This window comes from Pseudomonas sp. GNP013 (genome assembly GCF_054343995.1).
Map to the genome: position 1 here is coordinate 4811297 of NZ_JBTGUT010000001.1, position 18597 is coordinate 4829893.

At 52.6% G+C, this 18597-nt stretch carries 16 protein-coding genes and 1 pseudogene; 14 read left to right on the forward strand and 3 right to left on the reverse strand.

The window, feature by feature from the left end; genetic code table 11:
• Nucleotides 1-87 precede the first annotated feature (87 nt).
• The 10 genes and pseudogenes from ACXX81_RS21135 to ACXX81_RS21180 all read left to right on the forward strand — a co-directional run bounded on the left by ACXX81_RS21135 (nt 88) and on the right by ACXX81_RS21180 (nt 11537).
• Nucleotides 88-1416, forward strand: a pseudogene (locus ACXX81_RS21135) (tyrosine-type recombinase/integrase).
• A 1374-nt stretch (nt 1417-2790) separates the two neighbouring features.
• A complete protein-coding gene (locus ACXX81_RS21140; protein WP_458572329.1) occupies nt 2791-3219 on the forward strand; it encodes a pyrophosphatase in 429 nt (142 codons plus the stop codon).
• Nucleotides 3220-3245: 26 nt separating this feature from the next.
• The gene (locus ACXX81_RS21145; RefSeq protein WP_458572330.1) at nt 3246-4388 is read left to right on the forward strand and encodes a hypothetical protein; all 1143 of its coding nucleotides are present in this window, start codon (nt 3246-3248) and stop codon (nt 4386-4388) included.
• The gene (locus ACXX81_RS21150; RefSeq protein WP_458572331.1) at nt 4389-6581 is read left to right on the forward strand and encodes a hypothetical protein; all 2193 of its coding nucleotides are present in this window, start codon (nt 4389-4391) and stop codon (nt 6579-6581) included. It begins immediately after the preceding gene.
• A 457-nt stretch (nt 6582-7038) separates the two neighbouring features.
• On the forward strand, nt 7039-7542 hold the full coding sequence (locus tag ACXX81_RS21155; RefSeq protein ID WP_458572332.1) for a hypothetical protein: 504 nt from the start codon (nt 7039-7041) through the stop codon (nt 7540-7542).
• Nucleotides 7543-8076: 534 nt separating this feature from the next.
• Complete coding sequence (locus ACXX81_RS21160) at nt 8077-8433, forward strand: hypothetical protein (protein ID WP_458572333.1); 357 nt, start codon at nt 8077-8079, stop codon at nt 8431-8433.
• A gap of 502 nt (nt 8434-8935) precedes the next feature.
• On the forward strand, nt 8936-9424 hold the full coding sequence (locus ACXX81_RS21165; protein WP_458572334.1) for an Hcp family type VI secretion system effector: 489 nt from the start codon (nt 8936-8938) through the stop codon (nt 9422-9424).
• Nucleotides 9425-9435: 11 nt separating this feature from the next.
• A complete protein-coding gene (locus ACXX81_RS21170; RefSeq protein ID WP_458572335.1) occupies nt 9436-10407 on the forward strand; it encodes a hypothetical protein in 972 nt (323 codons plus the stop codon).
• The gene (locus ACXX81_RS21175; RefSeq protein WP_458572336.1) at nt 10404-10799 is read left to right on the forward strand and encodes a hypothetical protein; all 396 of its coding nucleotides are present in this window, start codon (nt 10404-10406) and stop codon (nt 10797-10799) included. The genes ACXX81_RS21170 and ACXX81_RS21175 overlap by 4 nt, the downstream gene beginning before the upstream one ends.
• A gap of 393 nt (nt 10800-11192) precedes the next feature.
• The gene (locus ACXX81_RS21180) at nt 11193-11537 is read left to right on the forward strand and encodes a hypothetical protein (RefSeq protein WP_209987355.1); all 345 of its coding nucleotides are present in this window, start codon (nt 11193-11195) and stop codon (nt 11535-11537) included.
• A 143-nt stretch (nt 11538-11680) separates the two neighbouring features.
• On the opposite strand, the gene ACXX81_RS21185 is transcribed toward ACXX81_RS21180, so the two are convergent.
• The 3 genes from ACXX81_RS21185 to aguA form a co-directional block, all read right to left on the reverse strand.
• Nucleotides 11681-12982: an OprD family porin gene (locus ACXX81_RS21185; RefSeq protein ID WP_209987352.1), complete on the reverse strand. Its 1302-nt coding sequence runs from the start codon at nt 12980-12982 to the stop codon at nt 11681-11683.
• 380 nt (nt 12983-13362) lie between these two features.
• Nucleotides 13363-13566, reverse strand: a complete 204-nt coding sequence (locus ACXX81_RS21190) for a hypothetical protein (RefSeq protein ID WP_209987349.1) — start codon at nt 13564-13566, stop codon at nt 13363-13365.
• A 234-nt stretch (nt 13567-13800) separates the two neighbouring features.
• The gene (gene aguA / locus ACXX81_RS21195; protein ID WP_322212358.1) at nt 13801-14907 is read right to left on the reverse strand and encodes an agmatine deiminase; all 1107 of its coding nucleotides are present in this window, start codon (nt 14905-14907) and stop codon (nt 13801-13803) included.
• Nucleotides 14908-15197: 290 nt separating this feature from the next.
• Here aguA and rfbB point away from each other — a divergent pair, with 290 nt between their 5' ends.
• Genes rfbB through rfbD form a run of 4 tightly spaced genes read left to right on the forward strand, consistent with a single transcriptional unit; the run spans nt 15198 to nt 18572 of the window.
• Nucleotides 15198-16280, forward strand: coding sequence for a dTDP-glucose 4,6-dehydratase (gene rfbB, locus ACXX81_RS21200; RefSeq protein WP_209987342.1), 1083 nt, complete (start codon nt 15198-15200; stop codon nt 16278-16280).
• A complete protein-coding gene (rfbA, locus tag ACXX81_RS21205) occupies nt 16277-17152 on the forward strand; it encodes a glucose-1-phosphate thymidylyltransferase RfbA (protein WP_209987340.1) in 876 nt (291 codons plus the stop codon). Before rfbB ends, rfbA begins: the two co-directional genes overlap by 4 nt.
• Nucleotides 17149-17694 (forward strand): dTDP-4-dehydrorhamnose 3,5-epimerase, encoded by a 546-nt coding sequence (gene rfbC / locus ACXX81_RS21210; protein ID WP_231422681.1) that lies wholly within the window; start codon nt 17149-17151, stop codon nt 17692-17694. Before rfbA ends, rfbC begins: the two co-directional genes overlap by 4 nt.
• Nucleotides 17691-18572 (forward strand): dTDP-4-dehydrorhamnose reductase, encoded by an 882-nt coding sequence (gene rfbD, locus ACXX81_RS21215; protein ID WP_322212357.1) that lies wholly within the window; start codon nt 17691-17693, stop codon nt 18570-18572. The genes rfbC and rfbD overlap by 4 nt, the downstream gene beginning before the upstream one ends.
• Nucleotides 18573-18597: the final 25 nt, after the last annotated feature.

The window sequence follows — 18597 nt, forward strand, 5'->3', positions numbered from 1 at the left end:
GACCCTCTGTCGGGATCCAACAAAATCCCCCTTCCCCGAGGGTATGTTAGGGGTACTGCGATTTCCCGGTCAGGAGCGCGTACCCCTATGCCACGTCTAGCGATCCCCCTCAGCGACCTGCAATGCGCACGGCCAAAACCCGCGAACGCGCCTACAAACTGTTCGACGGCGGCGGCATGTACCTTTTCGTCAAACCCAATGGCGTGAAGACCTGGCGCTTGAAGTACACCAAGCCCAGCGGCAAGGAAGGTACGCTCATCATCGGCAATTACCCCATCGTTACCCTTTCCGTCGCACGACGTAAGCGAGACGAAGCCAAGGCGTTGCTGCTCGACAACCTCGACCCAATGGAAGAAAAGAAGAAGGCCAAGATCGTAGCCCAGCGGGCGGCACTGCTTTTCGAAACCGTTGCCCTGGAGTGGCACGCCGATATGTCCCGTCGCTGGACCGAAGGACACGCAAAAACCGTGACGAGCCGACTGCGTACTCACGTCTTCCCGCTGATCGGCCAACGCCCCATCGCTGAACTCGATACCCATGATCTGTTAGAGATCACCCAACGCATCAAGGAACGCGGCACCATGGATGTGGCGTTACGGGTACAGAACTACTTATCCACCATCATGCGCGGGGCCAAAAGGGCTCGGCAGATCACCATGAATCCTGCACTGGATCTGGCAGGCTCGATTCACGCGCTGCGCACAGTCCATCGCCCGGCCCTCTCCCTCAACCGCCTACCCGAACTGCTACACCGTATCGACAACTACAACGGCCGCGAGCTGACGCGCCTTGCCGTGCTGCTGACTCTCCATGTGTTCGTCCGCTCCAGCGAGTTGCGCTTCGCTCGATGGAGTGAGTTCGACCTCCAACGCGCCATGTGGGAAATCCCCGATACCCGCGCACCGATTGAAGGGGTACGCAACTCCACACGCGGGACCAAGATGAACGGCGATATTCAAATGGTTCCGCTATCGCCGCAGGTCATCGAAATACTGGAGCGCCTGCGCAGCCTCAGTCGCTTTTCAGAGTTGGTGCTACCGGGCGACCACAAGTACTGGAAGCCCATGTCCGAGAACACGGTGAACACCATGCTCCGCAACGTCGGCTATGACACCAGCAAGGACGTGTGCGGCCACGGCTTCAGGACCATGGCCTGTAGTGCTCTGCTGGAGTCCGGATTATGGATCCGACGCAGCCATCGAAAGACAAATGAGCCACAAGGAACGCAACCGCGTGCGCGCCGCGTATATCCACAAAGCTGAATTTCTGGAGCAGCGCCGGCTGATCATGGCGTGGTGGAGCAACTACATTGATGCCAATCGCAGCGGCCATGTAACGCCTCACGAATTCGCTCACCCAGTCGGCAACAACATCACCGCCCTACAAAATAGCCGTGGCGCATCCAAACGCGGGTAAGCCAATGAGATCGCCGCAGTCCGCCCTTCCACGCGGGTCCATCCAAGCGGGGCTGCAAAGCCGCCCTGCTTGGATGGACCTCATTTAAAAAATCTAAAGCCCACGCAAATTGTCTGTGGAAAACCACTGATTTCCACCGGTGGATAATTTCATCCACAGCCGCAGAATCCCCGAAAATTCGAGCCTTGACCCAAATTATCCACAGGCGTAGAAAAGATCGGGCAAAGCGCTGTCGTTGACAGCAACCCAGGTAGCCTTTAAGGCTACGCCACACCGTGGTGGTTCTCCCAAAGTGCGATTAGCGTCCGGCGGCTCGCACGGTCACAGCGATGTGATGGATGCCTACTTCTACCAGTGTGCCCACTGCGGCAACTCACACCCCTTCGTAGCTGCCTGCAGCAACCTATCCGCTTGGCCATTTTCCTTGCGCCAACCTGCGCCCGTCTCTTTCTTCTGGAAAGAGACGGGCACTTCTGACACTGCTGCAGCCCTGGTCGCACATGGCTTTGCGGCATGCCCCCTCGTGACAATCGGCGTGACAAACGCCGATGTCACCAGCAACAGCGCTGTAGATGATGGTGCCGCAGACCAGGGAATGGACTGCACCTGACTGACAGTCAGGCATGCCCCGGTCATCGCATTGCTGCTTGCACCAGGCTCAGGATCTTCAAGCGCTGGTCTCGTCAGCCAGTGCTGCCTCCACCCGCCCACCGGTAACGGTGTTCAGGAGGCCAGATCATGAGATGCCCTTGCTCCCGGACGTAAGGAGCCGCCAGTCCCGCGAAGAGGACATTCCCCATAGGTCGCAGGGGCCTTGATCCCTGATAACACTCAACATCCTTGGCGGGATGACGTGGGGAAACTCATAAGGTACTACTGAGGGAAGGGCTAAAGGGTGATATCGAGAGGATACGTCTCTCATACTGACGAGGTGTGATTCACTGAGGAGCGAGTACATTCTACTGTGGCATGAGGTATGCTGGTGAAAGCGTGTACCCCTCTAAATACAGGGATCTAATCGTGGAGAAGGTATTACTGATCACGTGTTCTGAGGGTGTACAACCCGGAAAGCCAATGCTGAGCGCTTCCAATGGCCTCACTCAGCCTTGCGCAAGTACAAATCTAAACTCAGAACCCCCTACGCTTAACCAAGTAGTGTGTTCTAACGCCTACAATACTGAAAGTATATCAGAACCGCACTCATCTTCGATGCAGTGCAACAGGTCTAGCATTGGAAGTAGAAGAAACCTCTCAATAAGATCTTGGCCATACTCCAAAAGCATGTTGTTATGCGGAACTGGCAAACCTGAGCCCCCGAAACCACCAATTAAACTCAGACAAAATTCAATTACGCCCCATAACTAAGGAGTCTCTGTGAGCAAGCCATTCGATAAGCGCATTCAGGAAATGAATGAGATGTATAAACTCCCAATCAATACCACTCCGACTCTCCTGCCGGACCCCGCCGACAAACTTAAAAAATTTAAAACAACCTTAATTGACGAGGTAAGCGAAATTGACGAAATCATTGAAGGAATAAAAAACGGGCAACCAGATATTGATACTAAAGTCGCCATAGCTGACCTACTTGGTGACATAATCGTATACTGCAGATCTGAAGCCTTGAAGTATGGACTACCACTTGAAGATGTACTTAAAATCATAATGGACAGCAATGAAAGCAAATTAGGCGCCGATGGCAAGCCAATTTACGATGAAAACGGTAAATTCTTAAAAGGTCCAAACTACTGGAAGCCCGAGCCAAAAATTGAAGCCCTTCTTTTGAAGCATAAAGAAGACTAAGATCCTTGGCCATAAAGGAGCCTTAATTGAGCATTGTTAGCATGGACAAGTGCCAGACACTTCAAGATATTGAAGCGGCATATTGGGAGATTCTTTCGAATAAAGATGAGAAGTTTGTCATTCCTGCGGACTTTCTCAGCGCTCGACGTGGCGCTTTGCATGACGCCTCTCGTCTTCAACTTATAATCACGCTGGCTCGCCAAGAATTAAATGGAGATTTCTTAGACTTTAGCAAAAGCGTTAATCCTGAGTCTTTAATAGACAACATTGCCAATTATTCTCCAGGTGTAGCCGCCGTGCGCCTTTCAAAAGGAATTCGCATTGGCGATAAAACTTTCAGTAGAAGAGACGTACTTAAGGCCGCAGTTGAGAGGATGCAAGCAGCTGACGCTGCAGAATACGAAAAAGTCATTCGCGGCAGAATTATAGATTTAATTTGCGTCGCTGGTTCTAAAATTCAATATTTGCGGCCACTGTTCAGTGCTGACGGAGTGGTAAAAACTCCGCCTGATATGACAAAGTCAATTAGAGAGCTTATCGACTTTGTCAATAAGCAGAGTTCGCAGGGAATGCCGGAAACCTTAATAGAAAGTTTAGGATTATTTTGTAGCGAGCTTGTAGGAAACACTCAGGATCACGCCACATCAGACCATCTAGGAAATAAGTATCATGCTCATGTAGAGGGTCTGATGCTAGGTTGGACCCGTCTTGACGAAGATATTTTTTCTTCTGACTTTGAAGGAAATCAAGAGCTAAGAGAATATTGGGATCGGGAACTATCTACCACGGAAAATAATAAGACAAGCCTCCGCGCATTCCAAATAAGTTTCTTCGATTCTGGGCCGGGCTTTGCTTCTCGAATAAGTGGGAAGAGTATCAAGCAGATGAACCTGGAAGAAGAAAGAGAATATCTTACCCAGTGTTTGAGTGCCCGTACCACTACAAAATTTGAAGACGCCGCCGGCCAGGGACTTCAAATGGTACTCAGGGAACTCCAAAAGATCGGAGGCCTAATAAGAATCAGAACAGGCCGAATGTCAATTTATAACCAATTCAAGAAAAATGACACCTCGCGCAATTTATTAGACTTCAAAGATTGGAGCAGCGAACCGCTAGCGCCAGTTGTAGGTTCTGTTGTAGCAATTTTAATACCGTTGAGGGCCGTGTGAATGGAGCGTTATTTTCAATGGAATTCAATATCCAGCGGCTCTGGCGGTGGTAGCGAAGAAGCTTTGGTCGTTTGCTATAACGACTGCGAGCTTTCGCCAACTCAAGTTTATTCTGACATAGAAAAAGCATTAAAATACTCGCGACATCTACCAGATTGCGTGTACATAGTTGGGAGTAGTTCACAGCTATCAGTATTCAAGGAAGCTTGGGAGCCCCATCAGCATAGATTGCTGGATTTACTGAAAAGAGGTGTAAAGAATGAATGCGTACGTATAGATCAGTATGTATTTCTTGAATGGCGCGACAATGACTTTATTAGCCACACTCTTGACGGAGGCAAATTAGAATATAAATTCTCGGCAAAGAAACTGCTCCGAGATGGCTTAAAAGCATTAGTTCTAAAAAATAACGTCATCAGCACAGCACCCTCAGGCCACTCATTCAAGCACCCATCTGGAACCTTGAACAGTATCTTCATCCAAGCACGCGAATTGGCTAGTGATGAAGCGGAGCTATGCTTAGTCGGTTATGCACTTGCCCTAGAGTATTCGGAGAAACTAAAGAAGGCATCAAAAGTCTATATTGACACTATGGGCATCCACACGTTTGTAAAAAATGCCCTAATGCGCGTAGGTAGCAAGGCAGAAATAGTTAACTTTCACTCTTACGCTCAACTCGAAAAAATGAACCCACCGATGGAGGATTACTTCTGTGTAGTGTCAGCCTCAACTTCTGGCGGAATGGCAAAAAAAATGACCACGCGAAGGTTTCGCGAGGAATGCATCTCTACTTTGATTGACAGAACTGAGGCAGGTCGCCTCGGCAGCATTTTATTACCACTAGACAAAATAGGAATAAAAATTGAAGTAAAGGAAGATGACGGAAATACCCTAATCGAAATCATCGGAGAAAACTTTTCCGCAAAATCCAAACCGCCTAAGTCGGTTGTGATTGCATTGAAACACTGCCCAGAAAACTTGCCTCAAGTTCATAGTCACTTTGGCCTAGGGCGCATCCTCGGCTTCTATGATGACAAGGGCTCTAATAAGCTGCTATTTTTAGACCCCGAGCAAATGCTAGCTGATAAAGAATTCTGCGATTGGCTAGACGCTGAAATCGATTGGTCGGTATCAATGGCCACTAACCTGATCATACACTCTGATGACCCTGGCTCTGTTAAGCTGGCAAAGATGGTTCATGAGAGGCTTCAAAAACGGTTAGTGGATAAACCGATAAGAATTGAACCCTGCTCAGGGCTAGACATCCAAAAGTTTGAAAGCATCACCGGTGTTTTGGTTGTTACAGTGGTCGCCCGGGACGGGGGAATACTACGCGAAATTAGTCGCGACCTTAGAGCTTATATAGATGCGAAAACTCCAAGACGTTTCCTCGCTCCGATAGGTATCCCTGAAAGCCGCAAAGCTTGGGGGCAACTTAAAAGTTTTTTAACGAAAAACCCTTCACCAAGAGAATATGGTTTTTCTAACTGGCTGTGCCTACCCATAGGCAGTGATAGCAAGGAAAATGCTTGGACTCGGCTAACAAATGTTGGAACGAAAGCCGAAATGGTCATCGAAGGATTCGAGGCTGACGTACCGCAAGAGGTACGTAACGGTGCTCTAGAACTTGCAGCGGAGCTTATTGAAAAATATAGGCACAGCCTCTTGCCCACGAAAGATGGTAAGGATCTATCATTGTCTCATGGCTTCCTCTTCTTCGAAGCCGACAGTGAGATCTCTGAAAGGTATGCTGAAGTTTCACAAAGCGCAGTGTATTTAACTATTGCTGCTGTCCTGCAATGCGCACGAGAACATAACGAGCACGGACTAATGTTGAGACCGACTGGTTATGAATCAGCCGTACTTTCTCCAGAGTGCTTTCAGCGATTTAACGACAATATTCTTCAGGCATGCTTCCTCCGATCCTGTCTACCATCAGAACTAGACTACTCAGCCAGCCCCGAGTTGAGCAAACTGATGAAGGAGATGCTACTCAAAGTATTCTCGCGATGGGACAAACAGTATGGCGACGCATCCTTGGAATTCGCCGCAGCGCTGGCAACAGGTACACTGAAACTAACTCGGGATGATACGACTATATTGCTAAACGAATCCATCGGCCTTCATAAGGAAAAGCAATCATCGCTGCTGGGATTACTATTAATGGCTAAAGGCAAAGATTCCATCAACTAAACAACACTGAACAGTTAAAAGTTCAGGAGCATGTACATCAGAATTTTTCTTTACTAGAAAAATCATCTGAAAGCCCTGGCTAGGGGCTTTCAGACCTGCTCCAGACCATCGCTATAAATTTGGATCGCTCATTTTGCAATCTGAATCAAAAGCAATAAAAATATTTAAGCACAAATGATTGAGCTGTATCTTTTGTGTAACCCATAGGACACAAACATATTTAAGCGACCGATACCCAAAAGGGTATATTTAGAGATACGATCTAGTAACCAAAAGCAAATATCCAAATAATACAGGTGGTTACGCATCTGTTCGACTCCTGGTGCCGCACCATTTAAAATCAAAGGCTTGCAGCGATGCAGGCCTTTTTTTTGTGCGAAACGTAACAAGACACGTAACAAGCCGCTTATCTAGGCGACCTCCGTGGGCGCTTAGCTCCAACTTGAGGGCTGCTTCTATGTCAACGACTCCCACCGAACCCCCTGAAATAGCGCGCCTGATGCAAACGCATGGGGACCTTTTCGATAAGCATTTCTCGCATAAGCTGGATGAACAGTCCGCCGTACTGAAAGCTCACCTCCTGATAGAGGGCGTCATCCGTGACTTCAACTACCGCTCAGTTCAGAACCCAGAGCATCTGCGAGGAATACGGCTCACCTTTCAGCAAGTAGTCGGCATAGCTCGATCGCTCATGGTTATTAAAGGGGCAGCGAGCAATAGTCTCTGGGACATGACAGACCAGCTCAATAAGCTAAGAAATCTGATGGCTCATGAATTGGAGCCAGACCAAGTTAAGCAAGATAAGTGTCGCAAAGCACTGATGTCCTTATCTGGGACAGCCACGCTCAACGAGAGCCTTTCCTTCCTATGCGGAGGGATGAATGCGCTGCTAATGGTTTCGTTGGAGCTGCGGAAGCGCGAGTTACTTTCTGAGGCGGAGCGCGGAGCCTTGGAAATCTGAAAACCTGATGACCCGAGATAGGCCCCCGTTACACCCGGTGACCATCCTGGTCGGAGGGTGGAAGGCAGTGACACCCTCTAATTCTGGGCGTCACGGGGATAAGCAACGCATGGGTCTCACGTATCCTATACACGGGAATATTTTTTCCGGTGCACCCATCAAAAGTGCGTAAGAAGCGTAAGTGAGATTTTTTATCTATCTCTACCCCTTATATTTCAACAGCTTAGAACCATTTCTAAAGCGTAAGTAGACTGTCAGATCAGTGTCGGCGCCGAACAGTTCGTCACTGTAAGTGAGAGGTTCAGCAACCTACTGTTTTAAAAGGTTTTTTAAGACTCTTTCCTGACTTACACTTTTTGAAGATGTGACTGTAAGTGACGCCCCCCAATGAATCCGGGGCTTTTCAGGCGTTTATCCACCCGCTGACGCCACTTACGTGTCAGGAGGGGGTGTACCTGGAAAAAGTTTTCAGCAGCCGTTCAGACACGCCCCGCCAGATTGCTCTCGCCTCGTGACTTTAATCCGGAGAACACCATGACAAAGCACAGCTCCGTCGCTCCCATTCCAAAAATTGAAGTCGTCAAGAAAGGCGCCCTGTGGGAAGTCCATTGGGACTACCAGGAAGGACCGGCCAGCCTGATTCTGTTCAACCGTGCTGACTACCTGCGAGGCTATATAGATGGTGCGCTGGACATCCTCGGGATTGATCCCGATTGCGTGTGCTGCGCCAGCGGTGTGACCGGCACTGTAAAACGATTGACTCAAAATCAGGCCGGCACACTTTATGGCTCATTGAACCAGTTGCTGGTCCCGTTGGTAGAAGCGGAATTCGCCCGCCTGGAACGCCTCGGCGCCCTTCCTCATGTACGCGACGCCGCTGTAAAAGTTTGAAACCCCTCTCCCACATGTAATAAGCCTGCCAGGCCCAGCCGGCGGGCAACTCCCTGCATATCCTGAGACACGCCTGTACCTGCAATGACGTGCACTTTCGACCGATTGCGATTCTGAAAACCGCCTGGTTCGAATGTTTTAAAATTTTCGACCCAATGAAACCGGGGCCTCCAGCCCTGATCCTTTCGTAGTCGTCTGCTGCACCGCTGTGCAACCGCACTGCATTTCTCTTCAAAACTTTGCAATCTGTGAAACTACCGATCGCCCGCAGAGCGCCCCGGCCCGCCTGGGCTGCCGGTTCGTTTGCACTACATCCAGGTTTGCACAAAAAAAGGACGAAAACCCCGTCGGCGGGAGGGGGATAAGTGCTTCTTCAGCTGTTTTTTCTTTTGAGATTAGATTTGCAAAAAGGTGCATGTGTCCTCTGCTGAGGGCCATGGGTAGCACCAGAAGATAAAATGATTTATTTTGCAAAATAACCATTGAGCAAGGACGAATGATCATGGCATTTGACGCGTACATCAAAATCGAAGGTATCCCAGGCGAAGCCCTAGATGACCAACACAAGGATTGGATAGAAATCACGGGTTACCACTTCGGCACTCACCAAAGTACATCCGCTACAGCCAGCTCCTCAGGCGGAGCCTCATCCGGGCGAACAACAGTCAGCGATTTTTCGTTCACCAAAGCACTGGACAAAGCCAGCTGCAAGCTCATAGAGGCCAGCTGTGCAGGTCAACACCTAAAAGAAGTAGTTTTGACACTGCATCGCGCAGGGGGTGAAAAGCTCAAATATTTTGAGATCACCCTGGAAGAAGTCATCATTTCCGACTATTCACACTCAGCGGCAGATGGCGTCCCCACTGAAACCATCAGCCTCAATTACGGGCGGATAAAAACCACGTACACCCAGCAAAAGCGGGGTGACGGCAGCGGCGGCGGTAATGTGACGGGTGGGTGGGATCGAATTAACAACAAGCAATACTCCTGAGGGCATAACCCATGTCACAGGTACCCACTTTTATAAACCCACAGATGCAAACCTACTCGTACCTCAAGTCCAAACTACAACTGGGCAAGAACTCCAGGGCAAAATTTGATGTATTGAATGCCCATATCATTAACAGAGTCGTGCTGCCAGGTGAAATAATTATTGTTGGGGATAACTCGACGCCATCATGTACAGCTGACGAAGCCTTTTATATGAAAATTGCTTCTAATACCCATATAGCCCTAATGGAAAATGGGGCCCAAAGCGATGGTTTTTTAGTTGAAAACCATCAGTTGTTAACACATACACTGGGATATGCATCGCTCGGCATTGGTACTGTCGGGGATGCTTGGAGTAAGCATCTTGCCGGCATTAAGGGAACGCTTGAGGAAATCGATTCAATTCATAAAACCCATTTAGCAAGTGGCACACCGTCAAGCCGAGATGTATTTTATGGAAAAAGAAAGGTTTTATTTGAAAAGCTCGATGGGCAACTTAAAACTTTTGCAGCTTATGGATCTGGCTTGCGCAATCAAGGCCCCATCAAGAAAACGCTAGGCATTTCAACCAAAAGCTTTCTGGATAAGGGGGTGATTCGTGGATACGCAAACACGATCAGCGGTGTTGCAAAAGCCTCTGAACTCATAAAAAAAGGAACATACCTAGGCGTAGGTTTAGATATTGGTGCTGCAGGGCTATCTATTCATAAGGCGTGTTCCAGTGGACGGGAATTAGAATGTACAAAAGCCAAGTATGTAGAAACCAGTAAGGCTGGAGGAAGTATCTTAGTTGGTACTATCGGAGGAGCATTTGGTGCGGCGCTGGCTGGTAGTGCCTGCCTCGTTGTTTTAGGGCTTGCAACTGGCCCTGGCGCTTTTGCATGTGGTTTAGTTGGTGGCGCATTAGGAGGGGTAGCTGGCGGTGCTGCTGGTGAAGGTATCGGCGAGGGTGTTGGAAATATACTATATAAGGGGTTCGAGTGAGTACCTTCGAGCTAGTGATAGGAATCTGCTCCGGCATAATTTTACTAATGGCCCTTATTGGTGTAATTTTAATTGTATATGCATGTTATAAAAAACTTGACGCAGCAGAAGGTCTTTTAGAAAACTGCGCATGGGTAATTACAAATAAATCTATGTATTCGAATTTAGGATGGGTTGGTAAGTTTTTCAGATTCAATTGTATAACCATAATGCTATGGATTCCTTCCCTGTGTGAACGTAGAGGGCTGGTTAATATTATTGAAGTTAAAAATTTCCCACCGCGTTTAAGGCTTTTGTTTCTGTCTCCATTCTGGATAGGTGGTTTCGTACTTGCTTTTTCATTATTAATACTTTTAGCCAAAAAATTTTATGGGGGCGACTCAGGGGAGTGAAGGCAAACCCAGCAATAGCAGGGTGTTGCCAAAGACTCCCAATCGGCAAGACGAGACCTCACATTGTAATAGGTTTGAGCCTTACAACCACTGAGGCGACCTTACCGGCATTGGTAGAGAATGCCGCCGCGTTTCCTGGTACCGGGGTCGACCCATGGGTGTGGCTCGCGAGTTGGGCAAGGATAATGGCATCACTTTTTAGCATCCATTTTTTAAACCCGGTCATTTCAGAACGATTACGCCTAATAAATTAAATGATCACCGAGACTCCAACATCAGCACAAAGACGCCACGTTGAACTAAACTCACGCCTCTTAGACTCAACAGAATACTCATTAAACACCGCGCCCCCTTAACACAATCGGCACACCATTAACTCAGGCAAACCAAACCATGAACCAACCCCCCGAAAACGCAAAGCGTCCAATATCCATTACGATTATCTGCGTACTGGGAATGCTGAGCGTACTTATCTCAATCGCTCTTATTTTTTCGAACGTTACCCAACAGATCGGCCCATGGTTTGCACCCTACCTGGGCTTCTGCTCTGTCGTTGGACTTGCGTGTTTTATTGGCCTATGGAAAATGAAAAAGTGGGCCGTCTATACCTACACAGGTTTTTTTCTACTCAATCAGACAGTGATGATTGCGATGGGAATATGGACGGTCATGACCATAGTGAGCCCAGCGATAGTCATCTTCTTCGCGCTTAAGCATGTTTCGAAGATGTCCGCATAACCCCACGTCGGGGCACGAGCCAGAAATTACGCTTTCACACCGGGTAATCAGCAAACCGCCCCAGCGTGCAGACAACAGCCATAAAAAACCCCGAACCAGTCGGGGGTTTTTATCGCCTTGAATCAAGCACTACGCCCAATCAATCAGAAAACATTGATCGGGTAATCAGCAAACAACCGGATTTCATTACCGCCCACGTTGTACTGATCGGCGTTGTTCGACACCCGCAACCAGGACGCACGCGCACGCAGGCTGAGGTCTTTGGCCGGGCCGCTCTGGACCACGTACTTGAACTGGTTCCAGATCTCGCGCTCGGTGCCATCGCCACGGCCAGTGCCGTCGTCGATGTTGGTACCGCGCACGTAGGCAACGTTGTAGGTCAGGCCAGGTACACCAAAGGTGGTGAAGTCGATACCGTAGCCGACTTGCCACGAGCGCTCGTCCTTGCCGTTGAAGTCGGACCAGTAGGAGTTGGCGAGCAGGATGGTGTTGCCGCCATCGCCGATGCCGCCTGCGTTGCGATAACCGCCGTACAGGTAGCCTGTGTCGCCGGTGCTGCGCTGGTGAGCGACGGTGAAGCTGTGCGCGCCAACGGCCCAGGTCGCGCCCAGGCTCCAGATCTTGTTGTCGCGGGCGTCAGCGTCTTTCTGGTTTTCCAGGGCGAAGCTGCGGTCCAGCTTGGTTTTGTAGCCGTTGAAGTCAAAGGTCAGCGACTGCTTCTCTGGCAGGGCCAGCACGTAGTTGACGTTGACGTATTGCTTCTTCAGCACGTCCTGCATGTGGGACGCATACAGCGCGGCCGACAGGCTTTCGGTGAATTTGTAGCTGCCACCGATATAGTCGATGTTCTTGAGGCGGCCGCTGTCGGTGCCTTCGGCACTCTTGCGCGCTTCCTTGGTGAAGTGACCGGCGTCCAGTTGCAGGCCCGCGATCTCTTTGGAAACGATGGAAGTACCGGTGTAGGTTTCCGACAACAGGCGCGAATTGTCGTACTGCAATACCGGCACGGCCGGGAACTGGTCCCCGTACTTGAGCACGGTGTTGGACACACGGAACTTCACCGCCGCGCCGCCCTTGGCCAGGTCGTGGGGTGCGGAGCCCGGGTTATCGGTGGTGCCGTTACCCTGTTTGAAGAAGTCGATACCGCCGGCGCCGGCGCGACCTTTACCGCCATCCAGACGAATGGCGTACTGGCCGATCACGTCCACACCCACACCCACGGTGCCTTGGGTGAAACCCGATTCCAGCTTGCCGATAAAGCCCTGGCCCCATTCGGCTTTGTCCTGCTTGCCGTTTTTATAGTCACGGCTGATGTAGGCGTTACGTGCGGCGATGTTCAGGTGGCTGTCTTCGACAAAACCCTTGGATTGCTCCTGGTCGTTTGCCATGGCTGCCGATGCGCTCAAAATCCCCAGAGCGATCAGACTCATCCGTTGCTTCAACATTTTTTATATTCCTTATTACCGTTTGAGTACGCGCTGTGACACCAGGCCCCGTATCGCTTTTTCTGGTGTCGACTTTGTTCCAAAAAAAAGAAGGCCCGCGGACGACTGAACTGCCGCGGGCCTTTTTTTATTGGATGAGTCATGGCGGTTAGCCACAGGCGTTGGGCGCAATCCTAGTCGCGCGTTGAACTTTGTGTCAATTTCGTGAATGTTCTGAGTTCAGACGAAAAGATTCTAAGCCGCGGACTTTGAGCCACCACCCTTCAAATCTGAGAGGGGGCTTGCTCCCGATAGCGGGGCGTCAGTTACAAACAAGCCAACTGAGCCACCGCAATCGGGAGCAAGCCCCCTCCCACATTTTTTTGATCCTGGTGTTTTCTTCAGTTACGTGCCAGCTCGCACAGCGCCTTCATCTCGTCCTCGCTGAATAGCCCCGCCGGGTAGCGGTCATTCATCAGGCTGCGCAGGTCGGGCTGGCGCGAGTCGTTTGCCTTCAACCACTGTGCCAGCGCATGAATTGCATCGCTATTCACCCGCGCCGGGTGATGCGTAAACGTCTTAATCGAATTGCTCTCGGCATTCATTTCTACGCTCTCCCTACTGCGTGAGCGGCTAACTTACTCAAGGTTTATGACAGAACAGCACCGTCATCCACCTTGAGCCACCGTTACAACCGCGATACAAGAGCTATGCCAATGTCCCCGGCGCACAGGCATCCAGACACAAAAAAGCCCGCGACCCTGCCAGGTCGCGGGCTTGCTGAAACGCTGCGAAAACATGGCTTCAAGCCACTACTCGCAACGCTGTTACAACTGCACTCAGTTTTTGTGCGGAGCCGGTTGCTGTTGGGTCAGACAGTGGATATTACCGCCGCCCAGTAACAGTTCACGCCCCGGTACCATCACCACTTCGTGCTGCGGGAACAGGCCCTGAAGAATGTCCCTGGCCTGGCTGTCCAGCGGGTCGTCGAAGCTGGGGGCGATGATGCCGCCGTTGACGATCAGGAAGTTCACGTAGGAGCCGGCCAACCGCACGCTCGGGTTGCGTTCCTGGCTGCCATCCACCGGATCCACACCGGCGCACTCGTCCTCGGTGGCATACAGCGGCCCCGGAATCGGCATTTTGTGCACGATAAACGCGCGGCCCTTGGCGTCAGTGCTGCTTTGCAGCACATCCATGGCGGCATGGCAGCGTGCGTAGTTGGGGTCTTGCGGGTCGTCGGTCCAGGCCAGCAACACTTCACCTGGGCCTACGTAGCAGCAAAAGTTATCCACATGGCCGTCGGTTTCGTCGTTGAACAGGCCGTCCGGCAGCCAGATGATCTTGTCCACAGCCAGGTGATCGCTGAGCACCGCCTCGATCGCCGCGCGGTCGAGGTGCGGATTGCGATTGCGGTTCAGCAGGCATTCTTCGGTGGTAATCAGCGTGCCTTCGCCGTCGACGTGAATGGAGCCGCCTTCCAGCACGAAGCCTTCGGTGCGGTAACGGGACATGCGCTCGATCTCGAGAATCTTGCCGCCCACCTGCGCGTCGCGGTTCCACGGCGCATACAGACCGCCGTCAAACCCGCCCCAGGCATTGAAATCCCAGTTCACGCCGCGCACTTCGCCACTGTCATTAATGACAAATGTAGGGCCGGTGTCGCGAACCCAGGCGTCGTCGCTGGACATTTCCACCACACGAATATTCGGCACATCCAGGCGGGCGCGGGCGTTCTCGTACTGGCCGGCAGACACGGCCACCGTCACCGGCTCAAACCGTGCGATAGCCTTGGCCACGGCCACGTGAGCCGCCTGCACCGGCTTGCCACCCAGGCGCCAGTTGTCCGGGCGTTCGGGCCAGATCATCCAGGTCTGGGTCTGTGGCGCCCATTCGGCGGGCATATGGAAGCCATCGGCGCGAGGTGTGCTGTGCAGGGTGGTCATGGCAATCATGGCTCCGAATGGGGTGAAGGCCGACTTTATAACGGATAAAAATCGGCTTTAACAGAAATCAAAGAGGGTAGACGAAAAATATGACGGAAAATAACCGATAACAATCGGGATCAACGTGGCAAGCAGTACTGTGACGACCCCGGCATTTTCAGGCATGTATATCGCCATTGTTGAGGGGGGTAAGGCAACCCCTGTGCGCACGTCGCGCTTGCGCCACCTGACGCCACCACTCAAGCTATGCTTCATCCGCTTAATGTCCGTCTAAGGAAAAGGCCCCCGACATGCGCATTCTCGTTACCGGCGGCGCCGGTTTTATTGGCTCCGCCCTGATTCGTCACCTGATTCAACACACCGAGCACGAAGTGCTCAACCTGGACAAACTCACCTACGCCGGCAACCTGGAGTCGCTGACCAGCATCGCCTCCAACAGCCGCTATGAGTTCGTGCAGGCCGATATCGTCGATCAGGACGCCGTCAGCGCGGTGCTGGCGCGTTTCGAGCCGCAGGCCATCATGCACCTGGCGGCCGAGTCCCATGTCGACCGCTCGATTGACGGCCCGTCGGATTTCATCCAGACCAACATCGTCGGCACCTATAGTCTGCTGGAAGCCACCCGCGCCTACTGGCAGAAGCTGGCGGAGCCTGCCAGGAGCGCGTTCCGTTTCCATCACATTTCCACCGATGAAGTGTATGGCGACCTGCACGGCGTGGACGACCTGTTCACCGAAACCACGCCCTACGCCCCAAGCTCGCCCTATTCGGCCAGCAAGGCCGCGTCCGACCACCTGGTTCGCGCCTGGCAGCGCACCTACGGCCTGCCGGTGCTGCTGACCAACTGCTCGAACAACTACGGGCCGTTCCACTTCCCCGAAAAACTGATCCCGCTGGTGATTCTCAACGCCCTCGCAGGCAAGCCATTGCCGGTGTATGGCGACGGGTTGCAGGTTCGCGACTGGCTGTTCGTCGAAGATCACGCACGCGCGCTGCTCAAAGTGGTGACCGAAGGCGTGGTAGGCGAGACCTACAACATCGGCGGACACAACGAGCAAAAGAACATCGACGTGGTTCGCGGCATCTGCGGCCTGCTCGAAGAACTGGCGCCACAGCGCCCGGCCGGCGTAGAGCAATTCACCGACCTGATCACCTTCGTCAAGGATCGCCCCGGCCACGACCAGCGCTACGCCATCGACGCCGGCAAGATCGAACGTGAACTGGGCTGGACCCCGGAAGAAACCTTTGAAACAGGGCTGCGCAAAACCGTGCAGTGGTACCTCGATAATCTGCAATGGTGCCGCAGGGTCCAGGACGGCAGTTATCAGGGTGAACGATTGGGCAACACCGACGTGAAGGATTTGATCGCATGATGAAGGGAATCGTATTGGCCGGCGGCTCCGGCACCCGTTTGCACCCGATCACGCTTGGCGTGTCCAAGCAACTGCTGCCGGTGTATGACAAGCCGATGATCTACTACCCGATCTCGGTGCTGATGCTGGCGGGGATCAAGGACATTCTGATCATCTCAACGCCGGTCGATTTGCCGCAATACCGCAACCTGCTGGGCGATGGCAGCCAGTTTGGCGTGCGCTTCACCTACGCCGAACAGCCCAAACCGGACGGTTTGGCTCAGGCGTTCATCATCGGTGAAGAATTCATCGGCAAAGACCCGGTTTGCCTGATCCTGGGCGACAACATCTTCCACGGCCAGCATTTCGGTGAGCAACTGCGTGCGGCTGCCGAGCGTCCGTCCGGCGCTACCGTGTTCGGCTATTGGGTCAAGGACCCGGAGCGTTTCGGCGTGATCGACTTCGACAAGGAAGGCCGCGCCCTGTCCATCGAAGAGAAACCGGCCAAACCCAAGTCGTCTTACGCGGTGACTGGCCTGTATTTCTATGACAACGACGTGATCGAGATCGCCAAGGCTGTCGAGCTTTCTCCACGTGGAGAGCTGGAAATCACCGACGTCAACAACGCTTACCTCAAGCGTGGCGATCTGCATGTTGAGCGCTTTGGCCGTGGCTTTGCCTGGCTGGACACCGGCACCCACGACAGCCTGCTTGAAGCCTCGACGTACGTGCAGACCATCGAGCACCGTCAGGGCCTAAAAGTGGCGTGCCTCGAAGAAATCGCCTACGAAAATGGCTGGATCAATCGTGACTATTTGCTTGAGCGCGCAAAATATTTTGGCAAAACCGGCTATGGTCAATACTTGTACAAACTCGCCGGGGACAATGAATGAATGTGACCGCTACTGAGCTGCCGGGTGTATTGATCATCGAGCCCAAGGTTTTTGGCGATGAGCGCGGTTTCTTTTACGAAAGTTTCAATGCGCGCGACTTCGCTCAAGTCGCAGGACTGGAACAGCAATTTGTGCAGGACAACCACTCGCGCTCGCAAAAAGGCGTGTTGCGCGGTCTGCACTATCAGATCGAACATGCCCAGGGGAAACTGGTGCGCGTGACGGCGGGCGAAGTGCTGGATGTGGCAGTGGATATCCGTCGCAGCTCGCCCAATTTCGGCAAGTGGGCCAGTGTGCGGTTATCAGCCGACAACAGCCGACAACTGTGGATTCCACCAGGGTTCGCCCATGGCTTTGTGGTTCTCAGCGACTACGCGGAGTTTCTGTACAAAACTACGGACTACTACACTCCGTCGGCAGAACGCTGCATTCGCTGGGACGACGCCGAGCTGGGCATCGACTGGCAAATGAGCGGTGCACCGACCTTGTCCGCCAAAGACCAGAACGGCAAAAGTCTGAAAGACGCTGACGTGTTCCCATGAGCGGCGCTCTCAAAATTCTGATCACCGGCCAGCATGGCCAGGTTACCCAGGCGCTGCAACAGCAGTTGGGGGGCCTGGGCGAACTCATCGTGTTAGGCCGCGATCAGTTGGACCTGGCCAACGCTGACCAGATCCGCCAGCAAGTACGCGCCCACCGCCCCAACCTGATTATCAACGCAGCCGCACACACGGCCGTCGATCAGGCTGAAAGCGAGCCGGATGCGGCCTTTGCCATCAATGCCATCGCGCCCGGTGTGCTTGCCGAGGAAGCCAAGGCGCTGGGCATCCCGCTGATTCACTACTCCACTGACTACGTGTTCGACGGCAGCAAGCCTGCGCCCTACACCGAGGCGGACGCGACCAACCCGCTGGGTGTCTACGGCCAGAGCAAATTGGCTGGAGAGCAGGCAATCGCGGCCGTGGGCGGTGAGTACCTGGTGCTGCGTACCAGCTGGGTTTATTCCACCACCGGTAAAAACTTCCTGCTGACCATGCAGCGGCTGCTGCAAGAGAAACCGCACATGCGCATCGTCGCCGACCAGATCGGCGCGCCGACCTGGGCCGGGACCATCGCCAGCAGCACCCGCATGCTAGTCGAGCGCTGGCAGGCCGGCCAGGCGGGCGATTGGGGCGTGTATCACCTGACGGCACAGGGCGAAACATCGTGGTTCGGCTTTGCCCAGGCCATTGGCGAGCAGTTGCGGGCCGCCGGCAAACCCTGCGCCGAACTGGAAGGGATTCCCTCCAGCGCCTACCCGACGCCCGCCAGGCGCCCGTTGAACTCGCGCCTGGATTGCAGCCGTCTGCAGCAACAGTGGCAGGTCAGCCAACCGCAGTGGCAGGATGCATTGCGCGAGTGTCTTGCCGGTCAGCACTAGGCATAATGCGCCTGTACCCACAGGC

Excerpts from the sequence above, each read along its gene's own strand:
- ACXX81_RS21170 (WP_458572335.1), top strand. The coding sequence starts at position 9,436 with ATGTCACAGGTACCCACTTTTATAAACCCACAGATGCAAACCTACTCG.
- ACXX81_RS21160 (WP_458572333.1), top strand. The coding sequence starts at position 8,077 with ATGACAAAGCACAGCTCCGTCGCTCCCATTCCAAAAATTGAAGTCGTC.
- ACXX81_RS21150 (WP_458572331.1), top strand. The coding sequence starts at position 4,389 with ATGGAGCGTTATTTTCAATGGAATTCAATATCCAGCGGCTCTGGCGGT.
- ACXX81_RS21165 (WP_458572334.1), top strand. The coding sequence starts at position 8,936 with ATGGCATTTGACGCGTACATCAAAATCGAAGGTATCCCAGGCGAAGCC.
- rfbB (WP_209987342.1), top strand. The coding sequence starts at position 15,198 with ATGCGCATTCTCGTTACCGGCGGCGCCGGTTTTATTGGCTCCGCCCTG.
- ACXX81_RS21180 (WP_209987355.1), top strand. The coding sequence starts at position 11,193 with ATGAACCAACCCCCCGAAAACGCAAAGCGTCCAATATCCATTACGATT.
- ACXX81_RS21155 (WP_458572332.1), top strand. The coding sequence starts at position 7,039 with ATGTCAACGACTCCCACCGAACCCCCTGAAATAGCGCGCCTGATGCAA.
- rfbD (WP_322212357.1), top strand. The coding sequence starts at position 17,691 with ATGAGCGGCGCTCTCAAAATTCTGATCACCGGCCAGCATGGCCAGGTT.
- ACXX81_RS21185 (WP_209987352.1), bottom strand. The coding sequence starts at position 12,982 with ATGTTGAAGCAACGGATGAGTCTGATCGCTCTGGGGATTTTGAGCGCA.
- rfbC (WP_231422681.1), top strand. The coding sequence starts at position 17,149 with ATGAATGTGACCGCTACTGAGCTGCCGGGTGTATTGATCATCGAGCCC.
- ACXX81_RS21190 (WP_209987349.1), bottom strand. The coding sequence starts at position 13,566 with ATGAATGCCGAGAGCAATTCGATTAAGACGTTTACGCATCACCCGGCG.
- aguA (WP_322212358.1), bottom strand. The coding sequence starts at position 14,907 with ATGACCACCCTGCACAGCACACCTCGCGCCGATGGCTTCCATATGCCC.
- rfbA (WP_209987340.1), top strand. The coding sequence starts at position 16,277 with ATGATGAAGGGAATCGTATTGGCCGGCGGCTCCGGCACCCGTTTGCAC.